We start from the raw sequence: 23,994 nt of genomic DNA on the forward strand, positions 1-23,994 counted from the left end.
TAAATGTAGCCAAAATGCGACTTTTAAAGAGGAAACACTATTTTCAAATAATAGTAAAACATCCAAACTAAAAAGTGGTTTACACTAGTGTAAACCACTTTTACAGACTAATTTTTTTGATTATTTAACTTCTAGAAGACCAATGTCTCCATCTTCACGACGATAAATAACATTTGTTGTTTCATCTTCAACATCTACATAGATAAAGAAGTCGTGTCCCAATAAATCCATCTGTAAGATAGCTTCTTCCAAATCCATTGGTTTCAAATCAATTTGTTTTGAACGAACAACTTTTGGTTGTGCTACATCTAAGTCCTCAACTAAAGCATCTGTAAAGAGTTGACTTGTAGATACTTTATTTCTGTTCTTACGTTCAATTTTAGTTTTGTTTTTACGAATCTGACGCTCAATCTTATCTGTCACCAAATCAATAGAACCGTACATATCTTGAGAAATATCTTCTGCACGAAGAGTAATAGATCCAAGCGGAATGGTTACTTCAACTTTAGCAGTCTTTTCACGATAAACTTTCAAGTTAACACGCGCATCCAATTCTTGATCTGCTTGGAAGTATTTTTCGATCTTTTCGAGTTTAGAAACTACATAATCACGAATTGCTTCTGTTACTTCTAGGTTTTCACCACGGATACTATATTTAATCATATAAGTACCTTCTTTCTAAACATATTTGTTTTTCTAATTATATTATAACGCTTTCATATTTTTTTTGCAAACTTTTTCCTCATCTTGCGAGGGAAAAAGTTTTAATATTCTGACAACCAGCCTCTAAAAACATACTTTTAAGACGATTCAAGGTAGTTCCAGTTGTATAAATATCATCAAAGAGTAAGATATTTTCTGGGGGCTTCACGCCATCTTTCAGAAAAAATGGAAACTCTGTAAGTAAACGATCAGCTCGATTTTTTGAAGAACTAGCCTCCACTTCTTTTTTAACCAAAATATCCAGATATGCTAACCCAGTATCCTTTATCAAACCTTCAACTTGATTAAAGCCTCTGCTTTTTAAACGATGGTCACTCAGAGGAACAATCACAATCTGATAGTCCTTATACTTCTTTAACTTTTTTTGCAATATCTCAGAAAATACCTTTCTAAGAAGATAATCACCATCAAATTTATAGCGACTAAAATATTCTTTCATGGCCTGATTATAGGAATAAAGAGCCACATGATCAACCTTTACACCTTTTTTACACCAAAATTGACAATCTTGACAAATAGTTGACAAACCTTTTTTAAAACAACTCGGACAATGATTACCACCAACGCTCTCGAAAGACGAAATACAGGATTCACAGACTAGTTCCTCCTCCTTTTTAAAACAGAGCAGGTTAGTAAAGGTTATTTCTTTTTGCAAGTTTTTACCACACAATAAACACTTCATACTCCTGCCTCCTGATTCATTTGTTTAATCTCCTTTATGGCTTTCTTAATGGACAGATTGGGTCCGTCATGGAAAAATATAAGTTCTCCAGTAGGACGATCCATGCTTCTTCCAACTCGTCCACCAATTTGTACTAAACTTGACTTGGTAAAGAGTTGATGATTGGCTTCCACCACAAAAACATCTACACGAGGGAAGGTAACTCCACGCTCTAATATAGTTGTGCTTATTAATATCGTTAACTCTCCATCTCGAAAGGCCTGTACCTGCTCTAATCTGTCTTCTGTGATTGAAGATACAAAGCCTATTTTCTCATTCGGAAACTTCTCCTGCAAAATTTCTTTTAGTTTTTCTCCCTTTTTAATCTCAGAGGCAAAGATTAGTAAGGGATAGGCCGTCTTTCTCTGTTTCTCAATGTAAAGTTTTAATTTTGGAGGTAAGCCATTTTTTTCTAAATATCTATTAAAATGCGATAACCAGATTGGCTTGGGAACAATGAGAGGATTTCCATGAAAACGACGGGGTAAGCTAAGACGCTTTAACTCCCCTTGTTTAACTTTTCTATCTAACTCATCAGTTGACGTTGCTGTTAAAAATATTCTCAATCCGGTCTCCTTTACACAATTATTGACAGCATGGTAAAGTACAGGATTATCAACATAAGGGAAGGCGTCTACTTCATCCACAATCAATAAATCAAAAGCTTGATAAAATTTTAATAGCTGGTGAGTGGTTGCTACAACTAAAGGTGTACGAAAATACGGATCCGACTCCCCATGTAATAGTGCAATCTCACATGCAAAATCATTTTGTAATCGTTTATGGAGTTCTAGGCAAACATCAATTCGTGGACTGGCCAAACAAACAGCTCCACCTTGATCAATTACCTTGGCAACAACTTGGTAAATCATCTCTGTCTTACCAGCTCCTGTCACTGCATGTACCAAGGTAGCCTCCTTCTTATCTACCGCCTGAAGGAGTCCTTGTGATACCCGCTCTTGAAATGGAGTCAGTTGACCTGACCATTTTAGTACATCTTGCTGTGGAAACCTTTCTTGCGGAAAATAATAGAGATTTTGATCACTTCTTATTCGCTTCATAATCAAGCATTCTCGGCAATAAAAAGCACCAATAGGCAAATGCCATTCTTCTTCTATCTGACTACCACAACGCTGACAATATTGTTGACCCTTTTCTTTTTTCATGGATGGAATTTGTTTTGCTTGTTGTCTCTCCTCATGACTTAATTCTTGTTCGGTAAAAAGGCGACCGAGATAATTTGGATTTACTTTCATATTTCTTTATTCGTAAAATGTAGAACTTTACGCTATTTTTTAGTACAATAAAAATATGGAATACAGAACTATAAAAGAGGACGGACAAGTCCAAGAAGAAATCAAAAAATCACGCTTTATCTGTCATGCCAAACGTGTCTATAGTGAGGAAGAGGCTCGTGATTTTATCACAACTATTAAAAAAGAACACTATAAAGCTACACACAACTGCTCTGCTTTTATTGTCGGTGAGCGTAGTGAAATCAAGCGAACTAGTGATGATGGAGAACCTAGTGGGACTGCTGGCGTTCCTATGCTAGGAGTTCTGGAGAATCACAACCTTACTAATGTCTGTGTTGTAGTTACTCGTTATTTTGGTGGTATCAAACTAGGGGCTGGTGGTTTGATTCGCGCTTATGCTGGTAGTGTTGCCCTAGCAGTTAAGGAAATTGGCATTATTGAAATCAAAGAGCAAGCTGGCATCTCCATTCAAATGTCTTATGCCCAATATCAAGAATACGGTAATTTTCTTAAAGAGAATAATCTTATAGAATTAGAGACAAACTTTACAGATAAAGTTGACACTATGATTTTCATTGATAAAGAAAAGAAATACGGTATCAAGGCTGATCTCATTGAATTTTTCAATGGAAAAGTTACTCTAACCGACAAAGGTTTACGTGAAGTTGAAGTACCTGTAAACCTATCGTAAAGAAAGGAAATATCATATGGCTTTTGGAAGATTAATTCAGGGACTCGCTGGAAACTTCAGTGAGCAAAGTAAAGAAGCTCTTACCAAGGAGTTTGGACAATATTTATTAGAAAATGAAGAAATTCAAAGCGGATATAAACTCATTCGTGACTCAATTATCTTTACAAATATCCGAATCATCTTTACAGATAAACAAGGGGCAACCGGACGGAAGATGTCTATCAAATCAATTTTCCTCATGAACATTGTCAATGTTGAAATGGAAACTGCTGGACTTGGGATTGATGATAGTGAGATTACGATTACTTATTTAGAAAATGCCTTTTTAAAATCTCACAATGAGCATTTTAATTCTCACAAATTTGAATTTCCAAAGAAAACTGATATTGTACCTCTTTACACCTATCTATTTGACTTAGCTTATCATAATCGATTGAATATGAATGGTTTGAATCACTGATATAAAAAAATCCTATCACTCCGATAGGATTTCTATATTTTACAAAAGTTAAAGTTAGCGTTATACTAGTAACATCTTATATAAAGAGGTGCTAATATGGTAATTTATAACAATATCACAGAACTCATCGGTAGAACACCGATTGTTAAATTGAATAACATTGTACCAGAAGGTGCAGCAGATGTTTATGTAAAACTTGAAGCTTTTAACCCAGGATCGTCAGTTAAGGACCGTATCGCCCTAAGCATGATTGAAAAAGCAGAACAAGAAGGTAAATTGAAACCAGGTTCTACCATTGTAGAAGCAACTAGTGGGAACACTGGTATTGGTCTCTCATGGGTTGGTGCCGCTAAAGGTTACAAAGTTGTTATCGTTATGCCTGAAACAATGAGCGTGGAACGTCGTAAAATTATCCAAGCTTATGGAGCTGAACTAGTCCTCACTCCTGGTAGCGAAGGAATGAAAGGTGCGATTGCAAAAGCGCAGGAAATTGCTGCTGAGCGTGATGGTTTCCTACCATTACAGTTTAATAACCAAGCTAACCCAGAAGTTCACGAAAGAACAACAGGAGCTGAAATTCTAGCTGATTTCGGATCTGATGGTTTAGATGCCTTTGTTGCTGGTGTTGGTACTGGAGGAACTATTTCTGGTGTTTCTCATGCTCTTAAAACTGCTAACTCAAACATTCAAGTTTTTGCTGTTGAGGCAGACGAGTCAGCTATCTTGTCTGGTGAAAAGCCAGGTCCTCACAAAATTCAAGGTATCTCTGCTGGATTCATTCCAGATACACTTGATACAAAAGCTTACGATGGTGTCGTTCGTGTAACATCAGATAATGCTCTTGCACTTGGCCGTGAAATCGGTGGAAAAGAAGGATTCTTAGTCGGTATTTCTTCTGCAGCAGCTATCTATGCAGCAATTGAAGTCGCTAAAAAACTTGGAGCAGGTAAAAAAGTCCTTGCGCTTGCACCAGATAATGGAGAACGTTACCTATCTACAGCACTCTATGAATTCGAAGTATAGTCTCCTAAATACACTAAGCCCTTGTATAGGGCTTTTTGTTTACCGTTTAAAATAAAAAAAGGATTCCTATGAATCCCCTCTAACAAAAGAAAAGGAAGCAGATTTGCTTCCTTACTTTTTTATTAGTTATTCAAGGCTGCTGCCATTGTAGCTGCAACTTCTGCTTCAAAGTCGTTTGCAGCTTTTTCGATACCTTCACCAACTTCAAAGCGAGCGAACTCAACTACTGAAGCGTTAACTGTTTCAAGGTAAGCTTCAACTGTCTTGCTGTCATCCATGATGTAAACTTGTGCAAGAAGTGTGTATGCTTGGTCAACTTTAGTGTTGTCAAGCAAGAAACGATCCATTTTACCTGGGATGATTTTATCCCAGATTTTTTCTGGTTTGCCTTCTGCAGCCAACTCAGCTTTAATATCAGCTTCAGCTTGAGCAATCACTTCATCAGTTAATTGAGCTTTTGATCCATATTTCAAGTGTGGAAGAGCTGGTTTACCAACCATAGCACGGCTTTCGTTATCTTGGTCGATAACGTGGTTCAATTGTGCCAACTCATCTTTAACAAATTGCTCATCCAATTCTTTGTATGAAAGAACTGTTGGTTTCATAGCAGCGATGTGCATTGAAATTTGTTTAGCAAGTGCTTCGTCTCCACCTTCGATTACAGAGATAACACCGATACGTCCACCGTTGTGTTGGTATGCTCCGAAGTGTTGTGCATCTGTTTTTTCAATCAAAGCAAAACGACGGAATGAGATTTTTTCTCCGATAGTTGCTGTTGCAGACACATAAGCTGCTTCAAGAGTTTCACCTGAAGGCATTGTCAAAGCAAGAGCTTCTTCGTTGTTAGTTGGTTTTCCTTCAGCGATCGCTTTAGCTGTTGCGTTTACCAACTCAACAAATTGAGCGTTTTTCGCAACGAAGTCAGTTTCAGCATTTACTTCAACAACTGCTGCAACGTTACCGTCAACATAAACACCAGTCAAACCTTCTGCAGCAACACGGTCAGCTTTCTTAGCTGCTTTTGCCATACCTTTTTCGCGAAGCAATTCGATCGCTTTTTCGATATCGCCTTCAACTTCAACCAATGCTTTTTTAGCGTCCATAACACCAGCACCAGATTTTTCACGCAACTCTTTAACAAGTTTAGCTGTAATTTCTGCCATTTTGATTCTCCTATATTTTTTAAAAATAGGAGAGCCGGGCTAAGCCCCGCCCTCCTAGGTAATTACTATTTATATGAATTAAGCGTTGTCGCCTTCTACAACTTCAACGATTTCTTCGATTGAGTCTGCTTGAGCTTCTGAAGCTGCAAATTCTGCTTCAACTGCTGCAACAGCATCTTCACCTTGGCGACCTTCGATGATAGCGTCTGCCAATTTAGCTGTAATCAACTTAACTGCGCGGATAGCGTCATCGTTAGCTGGGATGATTACATCGATATCGTCTGGATCTGTGTTTGTGTCAACCATCGCTACAACTGGGATTCCCAATTTTTTAGCTTCTTTAACAGCGATTTGCTCTTTATGTGGGTCAACTACGTACATTACATCTGGAATACGAGGCATATCTTCGATACCACCCAAGAATTTTTCAAGACGTGCACGTTGTTTGTTAAGAAGTGCAACTTCTTTCTTAGGAAGAACTTCAAAAGTTCCATCTTCTTCCATACGTTTGATTTCTTTCAAACGAGCGATACGTTTTTGGATTGTTCCCCAGTTTGTAAGAGTTCCACCCAACCAACGGTGGTTGATGAAGTATTGACCTGAACGTACTGCTTCTTCAGCAACCGCGTCAGCTGCTTGTTTCTTAGTACCAACAAACAATACAACTGCATCATTAGCTGCAGCATCACGCATGAAGTCGTATGCTTGGTCAGCGTATTTTACAGTTTGTTGCAAGTCGATAACGTGGATTCCGTTACGCTCAGTGAAGATGTACTTAGCCATCTTAGGGTTCCAGCGACGAGTTTGGTGACCAAAGTGTACACCAGCCTCAAGAAGTTGTTTCATTGAAATTACTGCCATGAGTATTTCTCCTTTTTGTTTTTTTCCTCTTCTTGATTTCAGCTTGCAAAACGACCCGAAGGCAACAGCTTCACAATTCATCAAGAATGAGTATTATCGTTTACACGACAAGTTACATTGTATCATAGTTGAGCCTTTTTTTCAAGTAATTTTGCTAGTTTTTCCTTCATAACCTAACTCCCCAACTGAAATTTTAAAAAAATTTATTAACTTTGAATAAAAAAATATCCCAACATAAATTGTTACTGCTAAATATGCAATAACCACTTATGTTGAGATTCAGATAAATACAAAATATTTCGAGTTGATAACTTAAATGTTTTGATATGAAAGAATCTACTTTATATTTTTTGATAGCAAGTGTCATATCTTCATACTCTATGTTCTCAAAAAAACAATTACTAAAGATTAAACTTGACAATAAGTCTTTGACTTTCTACTTGCTACTTCGCAGTTTCTTACGGATTTTATAGGCTATATTAAACAAGAAATACAATGAGCTAGTTGGGAAATTAAACTCACCAGCAAATTCCTCGATAGTGGGATTAAACTTAGATTTAAAATTAAATAACCCACCCTCTAAATTATTTTCAATTCCACCCATATTATGAGTCTCTGCTCCACGTTCAAATGAATGTTGAGCAGTCTCAAACCATGTTGGAATAGCAGGTTGATAGTGTCTAAATTCTTCATTCATTCCAGCATATAAGTTTTCAGATGTTTTCCCAAATTCGATGGTCAAAGTTCCAGACAATGGAACAACACTATCCCCTCTATCAATACAGCTCTTAAGAAAAGCAATTTCTTCTTCTAATCGTTTTCTCTCTTGCTGATTCTCTTTTACTTTGCCTTCTTTCGTTTTATCAGTGAATTTCTGCGCTATTTTAAGATTTTTTTCCAGTTGCTGCTCAACTTCTTTCAGTCTATTAGGTAAATCTAAATAGCTCAGTGTGATAAAGGAATGATCAGGATAAGTAGTCAATAACTTCTGATAATAATCTTTTCCTCGTAAACTGATATTCTTACGAGACTCTGTTTTCTTCATTAAAAATGAAAATTCATCTAATAAATCAAGTCCACCGAATTTCACTTCCAATCCTTTATTTCTTGCAGTTCGGATGGCCTGTCGAGTAGATTTGGACAGTTGATCCAGCGAGAAGTTTTCTTTATGAATATTAGCTTGAAAACGAGGTTGTATGTTTTCTGCCATATCCTTTGTCAATCCTGTCCAATGAACTTTATTTTTTTGCAATTCCTCAACAATTTCAAAAGTTTTAGAATTTTGAATAGTTTTTTGGTCGATAAGACTTCGACTGATAAAAAGGCTTGGATCAAATTTAACCATTATTGCATTGCTTTTTTTAGCAATTTTTTTCAATGTTAAAATCACAAATTTCAGAAGTTCTTTATCTTCATAATTAATAACTGGGCCTCTTGGAATATAGAACATGGAAAATCCTAATGGAAGAGGCTGAATTAAGATGTTCGCTACTCCAACTAGTTGATTTTCTTTATAAAATCCAACTCTCTCATTCCCCCAAGTATCCTTTATCTTGGCCCAATCACTACTCTGCAATAAATTCCCTTGAGGATGATTTTCTAAAAATAAATCCCACTCTTGAACATCAACATTCATTTTATAAGTAAACATAATTCCAGTACCAACTCTCTTAAAAACATATTATTTTGTTAGATAAACATACTTATCCTAGCTACATATCCGATAGTTTTCATCCCATCTTTAATTCCACAATGACAAAAACATTATGATAAAAATTTTTTATTAATACTATACAAAGGGTGAGATTAATAAAACCTCACCCTAAATTTAGTAATAATTAATATGTTAGTTTGGATAAATGTATCTTACTGTACCACGTGATGCTGTAGGATTAAACCATCCACGATAATTTCCGATTGGTTGAGTTCCACTACCATCATAGTTACATTCAGAAACTTGAATACGAGTTGATGATTCAACTGCTGTAACAACTGCTACATGTCCGTATCCTCCATCATCCCATGAAGCAATTGCTCCAACTTGTGGTGTAGAACCTGTACGGAAACCTGCAGCCGCTGCACTTGCAGCCCATTGACCACCATTTCCCCAGTAATCGCCAGCCCATGGTGCTAAAGTTTTTGCTCCCCATGTACATTGACCTACTGGATAACTTGAAGCGTTTGTACTATATGTAGGACGTTGGCTTACAGGAGTTGGTGCAGGTGTGTAACTTGAGTCATCATCTGATGATGAAGATGATGAAGAACTTGAAGTTGCTTGTACTTGTGCAGCAAAGGTTGTATTTGCTGAAGCAGCAACTGTTTGTTGTTGACTTGCTTGTTTAGCTTTATAAGCTGCTTCTGCCTCCGCTGCTGCTTTGGCTTCTGCCTCCGCTGCTGCTTTTTTCTCCAACAAGCTAGCTTTTTCATTTTCTGCTGTAGCTCTTTCAGCTGCAAGATTTAACTCAGCTACTTTCAATTCTGCTTGTTTTGTTGTCAAAGCTTGAGCATCGTCAGCAAGCGTTTGTTGGTTAGCAATGACTGTATTGATTGCTTCGTTGTTTGCAACTTGTTTTTCAGAAATAGCTTTCTTATCTTCTTTTTGTTGCTGCAACATTTTATTGTTTGCTGATACGATTTCACTCATAGCTGCTACACGAGAAATAGCTTCTGTAATTGAGTCAGAGTTAATAATCGTATTGATATAACTTGTAGCAGTTCCGTTCGTTTGTGCACTACGAGCTTGGTTTTCAAGTGATTCATTACGTGCTACGATATTTTTTGAAAGCTCTGCGATTTCACCTTCAAGTTTTTTAGATTCTTCTTGAAGTTTTTCGTTTTCAGATTGTAATTTTTCTTGCTCTGATTGAATAGCTGAAACTTTAGTTTGAATTTCGTCTACTTGTTTTTGAGCTTCTTTCTGTTGAGCTGTCAAGTTACTAATTTTACTATCTTGAGCAGCAATCTTTTCATCTGTTGTATTTGCTTTAACACTTGAAAGAACAGCTCCTTGTGAGACCAATACTGTACTTAACAAAAGTGATGCTAGGATTTTTTTCTTCATAAGTGTGAATACTCCTTCTTTTAAGACAATACTAGTATATCAAAAAAAGGCCTAATAAATATTACGCCTTTATTACAGTTTTGTTTCTTTCTTATAGATATATTTTTTCAAAAATAAACTGGAAAACTAACATCCAGAGACAGTTTAATATCATTGACGGAACTAGGCCATAAACGATAAAGACTGTTATACTTTCAGCAGTTAATCCAATCATTTGCGCTAGAAGAAAACTACCAAATTCAAAAGAGAAAGTCATCATTAAAATAGCTAATAGTCTAGTCCATCTATTTGACAAAATAACTGAGTTGCTTTTATACACTATTGCTCCAATAATCACAAATAGAAGACTAGCGATTCCAATCAAATGGAAGAAATAAATATCGTATATAAGCCCTAGAACTAGACAATAAGCTAAAAACAGATACTCAGATACTTCTATTGTTTCAAACAACAAGAAGATGAAGATAAAGTGGCTCACAATTTGAAAATGTGGAAAAAAACTATTTACAAATTGCCCTAAATGACTGTCTATTAAGACAACTATAGGCAAGAGTAAAAACATCCCTATCTGCTTCAACAGTCTCATGATGGATTCCCCACTAACTCTACGACTTTTAGATTCATTGGATCAGCATGGAGTTTGACCATAACTTCTCTTGTTAGATAATCACTACTATGGGTAACTGATACAACCTCTCCTACGGGAATATCTGTAGTTTTAAAGTTGCCCAGACCTCCTGTAACTACCTTGTCTCCCTGACTAATGTCACTACTACTATTTAACTGGCTTATTTTAAGCAAGTCTTTTTCTTTGTCGTACCCAATGATAATGCCATATATACTAGTAGAGCCGTGTTGGATTTTAACGGATATTTTCTCTGTGTTTTCCGCGTTGGTTAATAAGTTGACCACAGTAGAGTTATCTTCAACCTTTCCCACGCTTCCAATCAGTCCCCCACCAGCAATCACAAGCATATTACTGGTCACACCTTGTTGAGAACCTGAATCAATTGTCAACTCTTGTTTCCAGGTTGCCGGAGTTCTCATGATGACGTCAGAAGCAATCAACTTGGTTGCATTCAATTTTGACTTCATATCCAATAACTGACGCAGTTGCTCATTTTCTTCCTTGAGACTGTCTGCTTCATTCGTTTCCTTCTTCATCTGATAGAGTTCTTTTTTGAGAGTTTCATTCTCGTTATAGGTTCTGGTCAAACGACCTAAATCAGATTTTACGGAAGAAAGCCATTGAAAAGGCTTTTGCACTATTCTATCGACTAATGAAATGCCATCTCCAGCTTTTGTTACAACTGCACTTGATTGTGTTGTTACTAAAAAAACGGATACTACTAATACAACGACAAATAGAACAATGATATATTTTGATTTTTTAAAACGGTTCATACCTCTACCTTATATTACATTCTAAGATTTTAGCAAAAATAGAATTGCACCCAATACACAAACAAATAATAGCGCTATACTGTCTCTGTTCATCCAATTTAACTGTCTATACTGGCTACGTCCATTACCACCTTGATAGCCTCTAGCTTCCATGGCTGTAGCAAGAGAATCCGCTCGTTTCAAACTTGTAGCGAACAAAGGAATCAAAATAGGAATCATAGCCTTAACCTTTTGAATTACATTACCTTCTCCAAAATCAACACCACGCGCCTTTTGAGCATTCATAATTCGAATCGTATCATCCATCAAGGTTGGTACAAATCGTAAACTCATTGACAACATGAGTCCAATCTCATGAACTGGAACCTTAAATCTTTTTAAAGGTCCAAGCAAGGATTCAACCGCTGTTGCCAAGCTCAATGGCATGGTTGTCAAAGTAAGCAAGGTTGAGAAAAAGATAATCAACACAAAACGACAAAAAATAATTCCTGCCTGCTCAATACCATAGCTTGTGATTTTTATAAATCCCATCTCGAACAAGACTTGACCACCAGAGATAAAGAACAGTTGAAAAAGGGTTGTAAAAGCAATCAGAAAAAACATAGACCGCAAACCTTTTATAAAAAAAGATAAGGGAACTTCTGATAAAATGACAAATATGGCTGTTGCAATGAAGAGTATGAGATTTGTAATTGGATTATTGGCCCAAAAAGCGATGATGATCAATAAAATCATTGCTACTAACTTACTACGAGGATCCAAACGATGAATAATCGAATTTCCTGGTATGTATCGACCTAAAATCATATTATCCATTGATAAACTCCTTAAACTCCTCTATCGTTATCGGCAATTGTTCGAAAGAAATTCCTCTGTCAACTAGCCTTTGAGCAAATCGTGTGATTTTAGGAACACCCAATTGGATTTTTTCCATAAATTCGACATTTTGAAAGACAAGACTTGGCTTCCCACTCTTAACTAGTTTCCCTTTTTCCATCACATAAACTTGGTCAGCAAATTCGGCCACATCATCCATAAGGTGGGTTACTAGAACAATTGTTATGCCATCTTGATGAAGCTTTTTAAACAAGGCCATCAACTCTTTCCGACCAATTGGGTCCAAACCAGCTGTTGGCTCGTCTAAGACCAAAATGCTAGGCTCCATCGCCAAAATTCCAGCAATAGCAACCCGTCTCATTTGTCCACCTGAGAGTTCAAATGGACTTCGTTCAAAGAGTGATTCATCGATTCCTACTAAAGCTAGTTTTTCACGCGCGATAGCTTCTGCCTCTTCTACAGAAACTCCAAAATTTTGAGGTCCAAAAGCCACATCTTTTAAGACAGTCTCCTCAAAAATTTGGTTCTCTGCAAACTGAAATACCAAGCCCACTTGTTTGCGAATTTGACGAATTTGCTTATTGACGGATGTTGGTGTAATCAATGTATCAAAGACACGAACACTTCCCTTTGTAGGAACCAACAAACCATTCAAGAGTTGTAGAATTGTAGATTTCCCACTTCCTGTATGCCCAATAATCGCAGTATAAGAGCCATCCTCTATTGACAAACTGACGTCGGACAAGGCAGCTGAGGCAAACGGCGTTCCTTCTTGATACGTATAACTAACATTGTCTAGAATAATTCCCATAAAGCCTCCTCGAGCTCCTCCTCGGTCAGGTAGTGCTCTGGTAATTTTAAGCCATTATCACGCAGTGATTGTTTTAATTGGTTGACAAAGGGTTGATCTAAGCCAATTTGATCTAAATCTGACCTAGAAAATAATTCTCTAGGCGCGCTTGTTGACTCGACCTCTCCTTTTTTCATCACTAAAACACGGTCACTCATAGCAACCTCATCTAAATCATGCGTAATGGAGATGACTGTCATCTGATGGTCTTTGCGAATCTTCTGGACTATCTTAATCAACTCTAATCGTCCCTCAGGGTCCAACATACTTGTAGCCTCATCCAAGATTAAAATATCTGGTCGCAGAGCAACAACCCCTGCAATAGCTACTCTCTGTTTCTGACCTCCTGACAAGCGAGCTGGTTCCTTTTTAGCAAATTCAGCCATCCCAACCAATGATAAAGCCTCAGAAACACGTTTCTTCATCTCTTCAAGTGGGATTCCTTGATTTTCCAGTCCAAAAGCAACGTCGTCTTCAACAGTTGCTCCTACGAATTGGTTATCAGGATTTTGAAAGACCATACCAATCTTACGTCTTTTTTCCCAGACATTTTCTGGAGTTAGGCAATCACCGTCTATCCAAATTTCTCCAGATTCAGCCTCAAGCAAACCATCAATCAAGCGAACTGTCGTTGATTTTCCACTACCATTATGACCAACGATAGACAACCATTCTCCACGTTTCACGTGAAACGAAATGTTATGAACATCATAATGTTCTTGATCTGCCTGATATCGAAAAGACAGGTCTTTTATCTCAATAATCGATTCCATATCTAACGAAAGGTTCCTTTAAACAAATATGCGCTTCCCTTGAAATAATCATAACCAGAATAAACTGTGAAGAACAAGGCAATATAAAGAGTTATCTGACCAAGTACATTCCAGTGAAGTAGCAAGAATATAATCGCAAACATCTGACTAAATGTCTTGATTTTTCCAGGCATAGCAGCAGCTAGAACAGTACCTCCTGTTTCAACTAAGAGCAAGCGTAAACCGGTGACAGCAAGTTCACGACAAATAATTATTGCTACCACCCAAGCTGGTGCCATCTTTAGACCAACCAACATAATAAAGGCTGACATGACCAATAATTTATCAGCCATTGGATCCGCAAACTTTCCGAAATTACTAACCACTTGCCATTTTCTAGCTAAATAACCATCTAGATAATCAGTGATACTGGCAATAGCAAAAATAACTGCTGCTATTTTATGTAACACAGGAGATGGTCCAACTGATAGAAGGAGAATAAAAATCGGAATAAATAAAATTCTACCAAGCGTAAGCATATTAGGAATATTCTCTTTTTTCATGTTATCCTTCCTTTAGTTTGAACTTAATGTTAGAGTAATCCAACCAGTTTGACCAGTTAATTTTGAAGTGTCAATTTCCTTATTATCAATTTTCACCGATACTCCTTTAACAACACCCAATGTTATGGTTACTGGAGATCCTTTAGAGATGGTTGTTTTGGCTGTTTTATTATTAGGTTCGAGAGTCACTCCTCCTGCTAAATCAGTATCCGAAACACTAATCCAGCTTGTTATATCTGTTACAGATAATTGAAGATCCGCAGAATCTTTAGATGTCTTATATTCCACTGACAAAGTATCTCCCTGACCTGAAACAGTCAAAGTAGTTGCCTCACTCGAACTTGATGAACTAGTAGCTTGACTACTACTTGATGCTACACTACTAGAGCTACTTGTTGAACTCACAACACTATAAGTTGCCGCAGAAGACGCAGTTGGTTGGGTTTGAATATAATTCCACACATAGTAGGTTACAAAAATTAAAATTGATAAAGAAAAAAGAACAAAGTAAAATAGCGGGAGAAATGAATTTTTCTTTCGATTAGACCGTCTACGTCCTGAAAGTTCAATCTCATCTACATCAACTTCTTCATAAGTAATCATACTTCCCGAATCATAGGCATCTAGAACGATATTTTCATCTAATTCAACAGCCCAAGCATACTTTCTCAAAAATGAACGAGCATAAAAAGTACTCGGTAGTTTGTCAAAATCATCTGACTCCATTGCCTCCAACAAATCCAGCTGAATATCTGTCTTTCTGTGCAATTCCTCTAAGCTCAGTCCTTGGTTAATTCTTGCAAGACGTAAGACCTCACCAATTGTTTTTTTTCTCATACTTAACATTCCTTCTTTCTAGTGTATTTTCTAGCGATTATATCGGGAAAATTGTACAATCAACCATATCGCTATTATCTATCAAATCATGTCCAGCCTCTAGAACATCTTCTAAAGTAATTTCCTGCAAAAGTTTAGGAAGGTCAAACAGGGTAGAACCTGTATCGGTTGGATGATACTGAGTGGCAATGTATTCTAGGGAATCCATACTATGAAGAAATTCTCCATACATCTCAGTTTTTACAATATCCAAGTGATCCTCAGTTACATCCTCATCTTTCATAAAATTGCGAATAGCTTTACGAAATTGATGAGAAAGTGCCACAGGTTCCTTTGTATCCATTGTTAATATCACAAAATGGAAACGAGGATCAACTTCTATTTCTAGAGACAGGGAAGCATCCAGTTTACCTGTCTCATATAATTTTTGAAATCTTTGTGAAGTCCAACCAAACATCATTGTAAACAACAATTTCAATAAAAGATGATAACGATACTGATCTCGATTTCCGATGTCTTTATTTCCTCTAATACCAATCGCTAATTTTGGAGAAGCCACGTCCATCCGTAAACTTTCAGTAGTCTTTACAGGATGTAAAGGTATTTTTTCTCTCTTAAACTCATGTTTTTTTTCTTGAGGATGAGATTTCTTAGCAAAATAATCTTCAAGCAGTTCAAAATCAAAATTCCCCACTAAAAAGATATTACTATTGACAGGTCTGTAAAACTCTTTAAAGTTATCTTCTAAATCCTCCAAACAAATAGCATCAATAGAGTTTTCACTACCAACAATATCTGAAGCTAAAGGACTTTCTGGATAGAGATTTGCCAAAGTCTTGAAAAATAAACAAGAATCCGGATCATCCTGATACATCTCTCTTTCCTGTTGAATGATATCCTTTTCGCGCTCCACAGATTCTTCAGTCATATTGAAAGTAGTGACAAGTTCTTCTAGCAAATCTAAACACTCTAGAGCATTTTCAGAAGTCGAGAAAAGATAGTTAGTGTTCGTAAAGCTCGTAAAGGCATTACTTTCAGCACCCAACTCTGTAAAAGCTGCCATAACATCTCCAGAATCTTCTCTTTCAAAAAGCTTATGTTCTAAGAAATGAGCAATTCCTTGTGGATATTGTTGTAAGTCCTTATCATCCACTGTAAACCTTGTGTCAACAGAACCGACTTGGACACTTACAACGCCATAAACCTCGTTAAAGTCCTTTTTAGGTAGTAAAGTAACTGTCAAACCATTTTCTAAGCTAGTTTGATACAAAGTTTCTTTTACAGAAGGATAATATTTCTTTTGAAAAGTAGGTCTTGTCATTCTGCTCCTTCCATAAAATAAATAGCCTGCAACTTAAAACTGTTTGCTGCTTCACAAATTGCTTCTCTATCAACTTGTTCAAGCTTATCGATTAAAGTTTTTGTGTCAAGATTCGCTTTTCCAAAAAAAGTTGACAGATAATATTTATCGACGATAGAATCTTGATTATCCTGAGCAAGTAGTATTGATCGACGAATCATTTGTTTGGTCTGATCAATCTCCTTATCTGTAAACTTGCCATTTTTTATGTCAAGCAACTGATGATTCATCAATTTTCTTACTTTATTTCTATTTTGCCGATCGATTCCAGCAAACAATCGTAAAAATCCACTAAAAAGATCCAAATGACTCGATACCGTATAGGCCAGCCCTTCCTTTTCTCGCACTTGGGTAAACAGTTTCGAATGAGGAAAGGCTCCTAAAAGACCATTGACAAGAAGCACTGCCATCTGTGCTTCATCACCATATGCCACTGAACTATGGTAGCCCATCTCTAAAACAGACTGTCCTAATCTCTTTCTAACAATACCTTCTCTAAGAATATTAGAATAGGGTTGCTGATATTGAATGTTTACAGCTGATTTACGACCTACTAAAGGAAATTTATGTAAAAACTCTAAAACTTCAATTTCATTAAAATCACCCAAGAAGAAAATATCTATTTGGTCTTCTTTTAGCATTTTATGATAGCTTGAAAAACATATTTCTGGAGTCTCTTCTGAAATTCTAGAAATCAAATCTTTAGGAACTAGCTGCATTGATTCTTCTTGGAAAAACAATTGATCTAAGTCTTTATGTGCAAAGAAGAATGGGTCTTCCAATTCTGATTCTAGCCTTGATAAGATCTGTTTTTTCTCGATGTCAAAAGCATTTTTCTCAAATCCATCCTCATCCGACAATGGTATAAACAGAACCTGGTGCAGTAATTCTAAAATTTGAGAAGTTAATACGTTTTTCTTACTTAAAAATTCATCACGCACATAGGAAATACTCAAATCCACAAGATGACTTTGTCCTCTTCGATAGGCGTGCGCTGACAAATCAGTTCCATACAAGGTTGCTAAACGTTTTCTAAACAGTTGAGCAGTTGGATAACTTTGGTTAGCAGTTTCAAGCATACTGGCACTTAACATGCGACTTGAAATTGAATCCAAAGACAATGGAGCTGTGAAACGCACAGTAATTTTATTAGTTTTAAATTTTTTTGATTGGATAAAATGCACTGTAATTCCAGGTACTAACTCCATCGCTTACCTCCTTCTACATAGAGTTCTATTATACCATGAAAAGAGAAATTTTTCTTGTTCTCTTTACCCCTTTTAGAATTAAAATCGCTTTCATTTCTAACGAATTTACCTCTGCCATTTCAAGGTAAAATATGGTATAATACCAAAGATTGAGGTGAACTATGGAATACAAATTATTTGAAGAATTTATCACTCTCCAAGCTCTCTTGAAAGAACTTGGTATTATACACAGTGGAGGAGCTATTAAATCCTTTTTAGCTGAGCATCATGTCTACTTTAATGGGGAATTAGAAAATCGTCGTGGGAAAAAAGTAAGAATCGGAGACTCTATCGACATTCCTGACATGAAAATCCAAATCATTCTGACGCAACCGAGCTTAGAAGAACAGGAAGAATATCTCCAAGAAAAACTTGAGAAAGAACGTGTGGCTAAACTTGTCAAAGAAATGAATAAGACGGTCAAAAAAAAGCCAACAAAAAAGACCCCGAAAGCTAAAACAAAAACTGCACCACGTTTCCCAGGTAGATAAGTATGTGGCTAAAAAACTTATCCATCAAGCAATTTAGAAACTATCAGAATACCGAAATTGAATTTAATCCTAAATTAAATGTATTTGTGGGTCGAAATGCTCAAGGCAAAACTAATCTTCTGGAAAGTATTTACTTTTTAGCTTTAACTAGAAGTCATCGTACAAAGACAGACAAGAATTTAATTCAATTTGAAGAAGAACAACTTCAAGTTTCTGGAATTCTTCAAAAAAGAACGGCTACTGTACCACTTGAGATTGACTTAACCCCAAAAGGTCGGATTACTAAAGTCAATCACTTAAAGCAAGCTCGGCTATCTGACTATATTGGACACATGAATGTTGTTCTATTTGCACCCGAAGATTTACAACTTGTCAAAGGAGCACCAGCTATCCGACGTAAGTTTATAGATATGGAGCTAGGGCAAATCAAACCCATATACTTGTCAGACTTGTCAAGCTACAACCATGTGCTCAAACAAAGAAATACCTATTTAAAGTCAGCGAATCAGATTGACGAAACATTTTTATCTGTTCTGGATGACCAGCTAGTAGACTATGGTTGTCGAGTAATGGTTCATAGAGAAGAATTTATCAAAAAAATGGAATCTTTTGGTCGTAAAAAACACTTTGATATTTCGGATCAATTAGAAGAGTTGTCAATTCGTTATCAACCATCTGTAAACTTCACTGACAAGGAAAAACTATCAGAATCTTTTTATGCAGCACTTCAAAAAAGTAGAGCAAGAGATTTATTTAAGAAGAATACTGGAGTTGGTCCTCATCGGGACGATATAATTTTCTTAATCAATGGAATGGACGCAAACTTTGGAAGTCAAGGGCAACATCGTAGCCTTGTTCTTTCTATTAAACTAGCTGAAATCGAATTAATGGAGAGCATTACAAAAGAATCGCCTATACTTTTACTTGACGATGTTATGAGTGAACTTGACAATACTCGTCAACTTAAATTATTAGAAACTATATCTCAAAATATTCAAACCTTTATTACAACAACTAGTTTAGAGCATCTTCAAAACTTACCTGATAATCTCAGTATATTTACTGTAAAGAACGGTCAATTATCTGTAAACTAAATTTTACATTGGCGTAAATAATAAAAAATCTCCTGTTTTACAGGAGATTTTTTATTACATTGAGTAGTTTGGTGCTTCATTTGTGATTTGCACATCGTGTGGATGGCTTTCTTTTAGACCGGCACCTGACATTTCGATAAATTGAGCATTGTCATGCAATTCTTTAAGGTTAGCTGCACCACAATACCCCATACCAGATCGGATACCACCAATCATTTGGAATACGATATCAGCTGCTGCTCCTTTGTAAGCAACACGACCTTCAATTCCTTCTGGAACGAGTTTATTTGCTTCATTGACAGAACCTTGGAAGTAGCGGTCGCTTGAACCTTTCTTCATTGCAGCGATTGAACCCATACCACGATATGTCTTGAACTTACGTCCTTGGAAGATTTCAGTTTCTCCTGGAGCTTCATCTGTTCCTGCAAACATTGATCCAAGCATTACTGCATTTCCACCAGCAGCAAGGGCTTTAACAATATCTCCAGAATACTTGATTCCACCATCAGCAATGATTGTTTTGCCATATTCACGTGCAACGGCTGCTGCATCATAGATAGCTGTAACTTGTGGAACTCCTACACCTGCGATAACACGAGTTGTACAGATTGAACCTGGCCCAATACCAACTTTAACAACGTCAACTCCTGCATCATAAAGAGCACGTGCACCTTCAGCAGTAGCGATATTTCCAGCAATCAGTGTACGGTCTGGGAAATGGGCACGGATTTCAGCGATTTTACGAAGAACCCCTGCAGAGTGTCCGTGTGCTGTGTCGATGACAATTGCATCTGCTCCTGCTTCAAAGAGGGCTTCAGCACGTTCAAATGTATCAGAAGTGACACCTACCGCACCAGCAACTAGAAGACGACCAAACTCATCTTTAGCTGCATTTGGAAACTCAATCACTTTTTCAATATCTTTAATCGTGATCAAGCCAGAAAGACGACCTTCTTCATCAACCAAAGGAAGTTTTTCAATACGGTGTTCTTGAAGAATGCTCTCAGCTGTTTCAAGATCTGTTCCAACCGGAGCAGTAACAAGATTCTCACTGGTCATATGATTTGAGATTGGTTGATTGTAATCTGAAATAAAACGAAGGTCTCGGTTTGTTAAAATACCAACCAATTTACGATTTTCAAGAGTTTCAACCACTGGAACACCACTGATACGGTAACGTCCCATGAGTTCATCTGCTTCTGCAATTGTATGCTCTGGAGTCAAGAAGAATGGATCAATGATAACACCATTTTCAGAACGTTTTACCTTACGAACTTCATCTGCCTGCTGTTCAATAGACATATTTTTATGGATAACACCAAGACCACCTGCACGCGCAATGGCAATAGCCATTTGGCTTTCTGTTACAGTATCCATGGCTGCTGTAATAATTGGGATATTTAAAGTCAAATTATCTGCCAATTTTGTTGTTAAATCCGCATCATTAGGCAATACATGACTCTCTGCTGGAATAAGCAATACATCATCAAAGGTAAAACCTTTTTTCAAAAATTTAGTGTCCCAATTAGACATTGAAGTTTCCTCTTTTCTTTCTTTTTGAGCTTGACGCTTTTTGTATTGTATCTATCATACCATTCTATGAAAATTTGTCAATTATATTGATAATAGATAATGTAAAAAAACTATCCCTTTAATTTTAAAGAAGAGATAGTTTTAGAGTTCATATTTTATCTATTAATGAAAGTAATTTAGACCCATTGCTGATTTTACTTCTGATAGCGTTTGACCAGCAACTTCTCGAGCTTTTTCACTACCTTTTTGAAGCATATTATACACTTCACCCATATCTTTAGCATATTCTAGGCGACGTTCACGGATTGGACCAAGTTCACGTTCTAGGATTTCCAGTAGATAACGTTTAGTCTTGACATCACCTAAACCTCCACGTTGATAATGCTCTTTCATGTCAGCAATTTCTTGAGCATCTTCAGGACGTCCAAAAACATCTAAATAATGGAAGACCATATTTCCTTCAATCTTACCTGGATCCTCGACACGAATATGATCTGGATCTGTATACATACTCATTACTTTCTTACGCAAAGTATCTGCATCATCTGACAAGTAGATACCATTATTAAGCGATTTAGACATTTTGGCATTTCCATCAAGACCAGGTAAGCGACCTGCTCCTTCATTTTCAGGATAAATTCCTTCCGGTTCTACTAAAACATCACAATTATAGGCATGATTGAATGAACGCACAATCTCACGCGTTTGTTCAATCATCGGTTTTTGGTCTGTACCTACAGGAACATAGTTAGCCTTAAAAGCTGTGATATCTGCTGCTTGAGCAATTGGATAAACTAAAAATCCAGTTGGAATACTTTCTCCAAATCCTTTCTGAGCAATTTCTGTCTTTACAGTAGGATTACGCTCCAGACGAGCCAAAGACACTAGATTCATGTAATACATAGACAACTCTGCCAATTCTGGAATTTGACTTTGAATGAAAATCGTTGATTTGTTAGGATCCAATCCCACTGCAAGATAGTCCAAAGCAACATTCCCAATAGACTCTACAATAGTTTGTGGATCTTTTGCATGGTCAGTTAAAGCTTGCTGGTCAGCCAAAAAAACAAACATGTCATATTTATCTTCTTGCTGTAATAAGACACGATTTTTTAAGCTACCAACGTAGTGCCCAATATGTAATTTCCCCGTTGGACGATCTCCTGTTAAAATAATGGGTTTATTCATCTTATTCTCCTTTGATATAGTCCTTTCAATTATAGCATTTTTTTGATAAAAAGACAGGTAATTTTTTTTATCAAATAATTACGATTTCAACTCCTTGACTGTAAACTATCTGTAAACATTCTTTACAAATAATTGACAGATAAAAATTTGAATATTTGCTGATTTTCTAGTAGAATTAGAGTATTACATATAATAGGAGAAAAAAATTGCTAACAGTATCTGATGTTTCACTACGTTTTAGTGATCGCAAACTTTTTGATGAGGTCAACATCAAATTTACAGAAGGAAACACCTATGGTTTAATTGGTGCTAATGGTGCAGGTAAATCAACATTTTTAAAAATCTTAGCTGGTGATATCGAACCTACAACTGGTCATGTTTCTCTTGGACCTGATGAACGTCTTTCTGTGCTTCGTCAAAATCACTTTGACTACGAGGATGAACGTGTTATTGATGTTGTTATCATGGGTAATGAAAAACTATACAATATCATGAAAGAAAAAGATGCTATCTATATGAAAGCAGACTTTACTGATGAAGATGGAGTTCGTGCAGCTGAGCTTGAAGGTGAATTTGCTGAACTAGGTGGTTGGGAAGCTGAGAGTGAAGCTTCACAACTCTTGCAAAACTTGAATATACCTGAAGATCTTCATTACCAAAATATGAGTGAACTTGCAAATGGAGACAAAGTGAAAGTACTCCTTGCTAAAGCTCTATTTGGTAAACCAGATGTCCTTCTTTTGGATGAGCCGACCAACGGTCTTGATATCCAATCTATTACTTGGTTAGAAGATTTCTTGATTGATTTTGATAACACCGTTATTGTCGTATCCCATGACCGTCACTTCTTGAACAAAGTATGTACTCACATGGCCGACCTTGACTTTGGAAAAATCAAACTCTATGTCGGAAACTACGACTTCTGGAAAGAATCTTCTGAGCTTGCTGCTAAATTGCTAGCAGACCGTAATGCTAAAGCAGAAGAAAAAATTAAGCAATTACAAGAATTCGTTGCTCGTTTCTCTGCTAATGCTTCTAAATCAAGACAAGCAACATCACGTAAGAAAATGCTTGATAAGATTGAACTTGAAGAAATTGTGCCATCTAGTCGTAAATATCCATTTATCAACTTTAAAGCTGAACGTGAAATCGGAAACGATCTCTTGACAGTAGAAAATCTATCTGTCAAGATTGATGGTGAAACTATTCTTGACAACATCAGCTTTATCTTACGTCCAGGTGACAAGACAGCTCTTATCGGTCAAAACGACATTCAAACAACTGCATTGATTCGTGCGATCATGGGTGATATCGACTATGAAGGAACTGTCAAGTGGGGGGTTACAACTAGTCGCTCTTACTTACCAAAAGACAATTCAGCTGATTTTGCTGGGAGTGAATCTATCCTTGACTGGCTCCGTCAATTTGCAAGTAAAGAAGAAGATGACAATACCTTCTTGCGTGGTTTCCTTGGTCGTATGCTCTTCTCTGGAGATGAGGTTAACAAACCTGTAAACGTCTTGTCAGGAGGAGAAAAGGTGCGCGTGATGCTATCGAAACTCATGCTTTTGAAATCAAATGTTCTAGTACTTGACGATCCTACTAATCACTTAGATTTGGAATCTATTTCAAGTTTGAACGATGGATTGAAAAACTTCAAAGAATCAATCATCTTCGCCAGTCATGACCATGAATTCATTCAAACATTGGCTAACCACATTATTGTCCTATCTAAAAATGGTGTAATCGACCGTATCGATGAAACCTATGATGAATTCTTAGAAAATGCTGAAGTACAAGCAAAAGTCAAAGAACTTTGGAAAGACTAAATAATACTTTAAAACTCAGTTGGATTAACCAACTGAGTTTTCTATCA

Annotated in this window: 24 protein-coding genes; 6 read left to right on the forward strand and 18 right to left on the reverse strand. The window is 36.7% G+C overall.

Annotation, left to right across the window (positions count from 1 at the left end; all coding sequences use genetic code 11):
* Positions 1-120: 120 nt before the first annotated feature.
* The 3 genes from hpf to ACESOD_RS09205 all read right to left on the reverse strand — a co-directional run bounded on the left by hpf (position 121) and on the right by ACESOD_RS09205 (position 2,700).
* A complete protein-coding gene (gene hpf / locus ACESOD_RS09195; RefSeq protein WP_045762429.1) occupies positions 121-663 on the reverse strand; it encodes a ribosome hibernation-promoting factor, HPF/YfiA family in 543 nt (180 codons plus the stop codon).
* 79 nt (positions 664-742) lie between these two features.
* Positions 743-1,405, reverse strand: a complete 663-nt coding sequence (locus tag ACESOD_RS09200; RefSeq protein ID WP_373095320.1) for a ComF family protein — start codon at positions 1,403-1,405, stop codon at positions 743-745.
* The gene (locus ACESOD_RS09205) at positions 1,402-2,700 is read right to left on the reverse strand and encodes a DEAD/DEAH box helicase (protein ID WP_373095323.1); all 1,299 of its coding nucleotides are present in this window, start codon (positions 2,698-2,700) and stop codon (positions 1,402-1,404) included. Before ACESOD_RS09205 ends, ACESOD_RS09200 begins: the two co-directional genes overlap by 4 nt.
* 55 nt (positions 2,701-2,755) lie before the next feature.
* Between ACESOD_RS09205 and ACESOD_RS09210 the strand changes: the two genes are divergently transcribed.
* The 3 genes from ACESOD_RS09210 to cysK all read left to right on the forward strand — a co-directional run bounded on the left by ACESOD_RS09210 (position 2,756) and on the right by cysK (position 4,874).
* Entirely contained in the window at positions 2,756-3,391 is a 636-nt protein-coding gene (locus ACESOD_RS09210; protein WP_373095326.1) for a YigZ family protein, read from the forward strand.
* 16 nt (positions 3,392-3,407) lie between these two features.
* Positions 3,408-3,851: a PH domain-containing protein gene (locus tag ACESOD_RS09215; RefSeq protein ID WP_045762425.1), complete on the forward strand. Its 444-nt coding sequence runs from the start codon at positions 3,408-3,410 to the stop codon at positions 3,849-3,851.
* Positions 3,852-3,947: 96 nt separating this feature from the next.
* Entirely contained in the window at positions 3,948-4,874 is a 927-nt protein-coding gene (cysK, locus tag ACESOD_RS09220) for a cysteine synthase A (protein WP_373095330.1), read from the forward strand.
* 122 nt (positions 4,875-4,996) lie between these two features.
* Here the strand turns inward: cysK and tsf are convergent, their stop codons facing one another.
* The 13 genes from tsf to yfmF form a co-directional block, all read right to left on the reverse strand.
* Entirely contained in the window at positions 4,997-6,037 is a 1,041-nt protein-coding gene (gene tsf, locus ACESOD_RS09225) for a translation elongation factor Ts (protein WP_373095333.1), read from the reverse strand.
* Between the two features lie 78 nt (positions 6,038-6,115).
* Positions 6,116-6,898: a 30S ribosomal protein S2 gene (rpsB, locus tag ACESOD_RS09230; RefSeq protein WP_000268462.1), complete on the reverse strand. Its 783-nt coding sequence runs from the start codon at positions 6,896-6,898 to the stop codon at positions 6,116-6,118.
* Positions 6,899-7,334: 436 nt separating this feature from the next.
* Complete coding sequence (locus tag ACESOD_RS09235) at positions 7,335-8,549, reverse strand: aminoacyltransferase (RefSeq protein WP_373095336.1); 1,215 nt, start codon at positions 8,547-8,549, stop codon at positions 7,335-7,337.
* A 195-nt stretch (positions 8,550-8,744) separates the two neighbouring features.
* The gene (gene pcsB, locus ACESOD_RS09240; RefSeq protein ID WP_373095339.1) at positions 8,745-9,962 is read right to left on the reverse strand and encodes a peptidoglycan hydrolase PcsB; all 1,218 of its coding nucleotides are present in this window, start codon (positions 9,960-9,962) and stop codon (positions 8,745-8,747) included.
* A 91-nt stretch (positions 9,963-10,053) separates the two neighbouring features.
* Positions 10,054-10,548 carry a rod shape-determining protein MreD gene (gene mreD, locus ACESOD_RS09245; protein ID WP_223140375.1) on the reverse strand — a complete coding sequence of 165 codons (495 nt, stop codon included), beginning with the start codon at positions 10,546-10,548 and terminating at the stop codon, positions 10,054-10,056.
* Positions 10,545-11,366, reverse strand: a complete 822-nt coding sequence (gene mreC / locus ACESOD_RS09250) for a rod shape-determining protein MreC (protein WP_049526148.1) — start codon at positions 11,364-11,366, stop codon at positions 10,545-10,547. Before mreC ends, mreD begins: the two co-directional genes overlap by 4 nt.
* 21 nt (positions 11,367-11,387) lie before the next feature.
* Positions 11,388-12,182 carry an energy-coupling factor transporter transmembrane component T family protein gene (locus ACESOD_RS09255; RefSeq protein WP_373095344.1) on the reverse strand — a complete coding sequence of 265 codons (795 nt, stop codon included), beginning with the start codon at positions 12,180-12,182 and terminating at the stop codon, positions 11,388-11,390.
* Complete coding sequence (locus ACESOD_RS09260) at positions 12,175-13,014, reverse strand: energy-coupling factor transporter ATPase (RefSeq protein ID WP_373095347.1); 840 nt, start codon at positions 13,012-13,014, stop codon at positions 12,175-12,177. Before ACESOD_RS09260 ends, ACESOD_RS09255 begins: the two co-directional genes overlap by 8 nt.
* The gene (locus ACESOD_RS09265; protein WP_373095350.1) at positions 12,999-13,826 is read right to left on the reverse strand and encodes an energy-coupling factor ABC transporter ATP-binding protein; all 828 of its coding nucleotides are present in this window, start codon (positions 13,824-13,826) and stop codon (positions 12,999-13,001) included. The genes ACESOD_RS09260 and ACESOD_RS09265 overlap by 16 nt, the downstream gene beginning before the upstream one ends.
* 2 nt (positions 13,827-13,828) lie before the next feature.
* Positions 13,829-14,368 carry a CDP-diacylglycerol--glycerol-3-phosphate 3-phosphatidyltransferase gene (pgsA, locus tag ACESOD_RS09270; protein WP_061863869.1) on the reverse strand — a complete coding sequence of 180 codons (540 nt, stop codon included), beginning with the start codon at positions 14,366-14,368 and terminating at the stop codon, positions 13,829-13,831.
* A 12-nt stretch (positions 14,369-14,380) separates the two neighbouring features.
* Entirely contained in the window at positions 14,381-15,205 is an 825-nt protein-coding gene (rodZ, locus tag ACESOD_RS09275) for a cytoskeleton protein RodZ (protein WP_373095354.1), read from the reverse strand.
* A 37-nt stretch (positions 15,206-15,242) separates the two neighbouring features.
* Positions 15,243-16,526, reverse strand: coding sequence for an EF-P 5-aminopentanol modification-associated protein YfmH (yfmH, locus tag ACESOD_RS09280; protein ID WP_373095357.1), 1,284 nt, complete (start codon positions 16,524-16,526; stop codon positions 15,243-15,245).
* Positions 16,523-17,773, reverse strand: a complete 1,251-nt coding sequence (gene yfmF / locus ACESOD_RS09285) for an EF-P 5-aminopentanol modification-associated protein YfmF (RefSeq protein ID WP_373095360.1) — start codon at positions 17,771-17,773, stop codon at positions 16,523-16,525. The genes yfmH and yfmF overlap by 4 nt, the downstream gene beginning before the upstream one ends.
* 161 nt (positions 17,774-17,934) lie before the next feature.
* Between yfmF and yaaA the strand changes: the two genes are divergently transcribed.
* Both yaaA and recF read left to right on the forward strand, forming a co-directional pair.
* Positions 17,935-18,303, forward strand: a complete 369-nt coding sequence (gene yaaA / locus ACESOD_RS09290) for a S4 domain-containing protein YaaA (RefSeq protein WP_373095363.1) — start codon at positions 17,935-17,937, stop codon at positions 18,301-18,303.
* A gap of 2 nt (positions 18,304-18,305) precedes the next feature.
* A complete protein-coding gene (gene recF, locus ACESOD_RS09295) occupies positions 18,306-19,397 on the forward strand; it encodes a DNA replication/repair protein RecF (protein WP_373095366.1) in 1,092 nt (363 codons plus the stop codon).
* A 54-nt stretch (positions 19,398-19,451) separates the two neighbouring features.
* Here the strand turns inward: recF and guaB are convergent, their stop codons facing one another.
* Together guaB and trpS are read right to left on the reverse strand one after the other, a co-directional pair.
* Complete coding sequence (gene guaB, locus ACESOD_RS09300) at positions 19,452-20,930, reverse strand: IMP dehydrogenase (RefSeq protein ID WP_045762410.1); 1,479 nt, start codon at positions 20,928-20,930, stop codon at positions 19,452-19,454.
* A 162-nt stretch (positions 20,931-21,092) separates the two neighbouring features.
* On the reverse strand, positions 21,093-22,118 hold the full coding sequence (trpS, locus tag ACESOD_RS09305; protein WP_001039667.1) for a tryptophan--tRNA ligase: 1,026 nt from the start codon (positions 22,116-22,118) through the stop codon (positions 21,093-21,095).
* Between the two features lie 206 nt (positions 22,119-22,324).
* Between trpS and ACESOD_RS09310 the strand changes: the two genes are divergently transcribed.
* A complete protein-coding gene (locus tag ACESOD_RS09310) occupies positions 22,325-23,947 on the forward strand; it encodes an ATP-binding cassette domain-containing protein (protein ID WP_000958799.1) in 1,623 nt (540 codons plus the stop codon).
* Positions 23,948-23,994 lie beyond the last annotated feature (47 nt).

Origin of the sequence: Streptococcus oralis (assembly GCF_964238205.1) — a bacterium.
Lineage (GTDB): Bacteria > Bacillota > Bacilli > Lactobacillales > Streptococcaceae > Streptococcus > Streptococcus oralis_CZ.

Excerpts from the sequence above, each read along its gene's own strand:
- ACESOD_RS09215 (WP_045762425.1), top strand. The coding sequence starts at position 3,408 with ATGGCTTTTGGAAGATTAATTCAGGGACTCGCTGGAAACTTCAGTGAG.
- recF (WP_373095366.1), top strand. The coding sequence starts at position 18,306 with ATGTGGCTAAAAAACTTATCCATCAAGCAATTTAGAAACTATCAGAAT.
- pcsB (WP_373095339.1), bottom strand. The coding sequence starts at position 9,962 with ATGAAGAAAAAAATCCTAGCATCACTTTTGTTAAGTACAGTATTGGTC.
- yaaA (WP_373095363.1), top strand. The coding sequence starts at position 17,935 with ATGGAATACAAATTATTTGAAGAATTTATCACTCTCCAAGCTCTCTTG.
- mreC (WP_049526148.1), bottom strand. The coding sequence starts at position 11,366 with ATGAACCGTTTTAAAAAATCAAAATATATCATTGTTCTATTTGTCGTT.
- ACESOD_RS09200 (WP_373095320.1), bottom strand. The coding sequence starts at position 1,405 with ATGAAGTGTTTATTGTGTGGTAAAAACTTGCAAAAAGAAATAACCTTT.
- guaB (WP_045762410.1), bottom strand. The coding sequence starts at position 20,930 with ATGTCTAATTGGGACACTAAATTTTTGAAAAAAGGTTTTACCTTTGAT.
- ACESOD_RS09260 (WP_373095347.1), bottom strand. The coding sequence starts at position 13,014 with ATGGGAATTATTCTAGACAATGTTAGTTATACGTATCAAGAAGGAACG.
- mreD (WP_223140375.1), bottom strand. The coding sequence starts at position 10,548 with ATGAGACTGTTGAAGCAGATAGGGATGTTTTTACTCTTGCCTATAGTT.
- yfmH (WP_373095357.1), bottom strand. The coding sequence starts at position 16,526 with ATGACAAGACCTACTTTTCAAAAGAAATATTATCCTTCTGTAAAAGAA.
- ACESOD_RS09235 (WP_373095336.1), bottom strand. The coding sequence starts at position 8,549 with ATGTTTACTTATAAAATGAATGTTGATGTTCAAGAGTGGGATTTATTT.
- yfmF (WP_373095360.1), bottom strand. The coding sequence starts at position 17,773 with ATGGAGTTAGTACCTGGAATTACAGTGCATTTTATCCAATCAAAAAAA.
- ACESOD_RS09210 (WP_373095326.1), top strand. The coding sequence starts at position 2,756 with ATGGAATACAGAACTATAAAAGAGGACGGACAAGTCCAAGAAGAAATC.
- ACESOD_RS09255 (WP_373095344.1), bottom strand. The coding sequence starts at position 12,182 with ATGGATAATATGATTTTAGGTCGATACATACCAGGAAATTCGATTATT.
- hpf (WP_045762429.1), bottom strand. The coding sequence starts at position 663 with ATGATTAAATATAGTATCCGTGGTGAAAACCTAGAAGTAACAGAAGCA.
- cysK (WP_373095330.1), top strand. The coding sequence starts at position 3,948 with ATGGTAATTTATAACAATATCACAGAACTCATCGGTAGAACACCGATT.
- pgsA (WP_061863869.1), bottom strand. The coding sequence starts at position 14,368 with ATGAAAAAAGAGAATATTCCTAATATGCTTACGCTTGGTAGAATTTTA.
- trpS (WP_001039667.1), bottom strand. The coding sequence starts at position 22,118 with ATGAATAAACCCATTATTTTAACAGGAGATCGTCCAACGGGGAAATTA.
- ACESOD_RS09205 (WP_373095323.1), bottom strand. The coding sequence starts at position 2,700 with ATGAAAGTAAATCCAAATTATCTCGGTCGCCTTTTTACCGAACAAGAA.
- rodZ (WP_373095354.1), bottom strand. The coding sequence starts at position 15,205 with ATGAGAAAAAAAACAATTGGTGAGGTCTTACGTCTTGCAAGAATTAAC.
- tsf (WP_373095333.1), bottom strand. The coding sequence starts at position 6,037 with ATGGCAGAAATTACAGCTAAACTTGTTAAAGAGTTGCGTGAAAAATCT.
- rpsB (WP_000268462.1), bottom strand. The coding sequence starts at position 6,898 with ATGGCAGTAATTTCAATGAAACAACTTCTTGAGGCTGGTGTACACTTT.
- ACESOD_RS09265 (WP_373095350.1), bottom strand. The coding sequence starts at position 13,826 with ATGGAATCGATTATTGAGATAAAAGACCTGTCTTTTCGATATCAGGCA.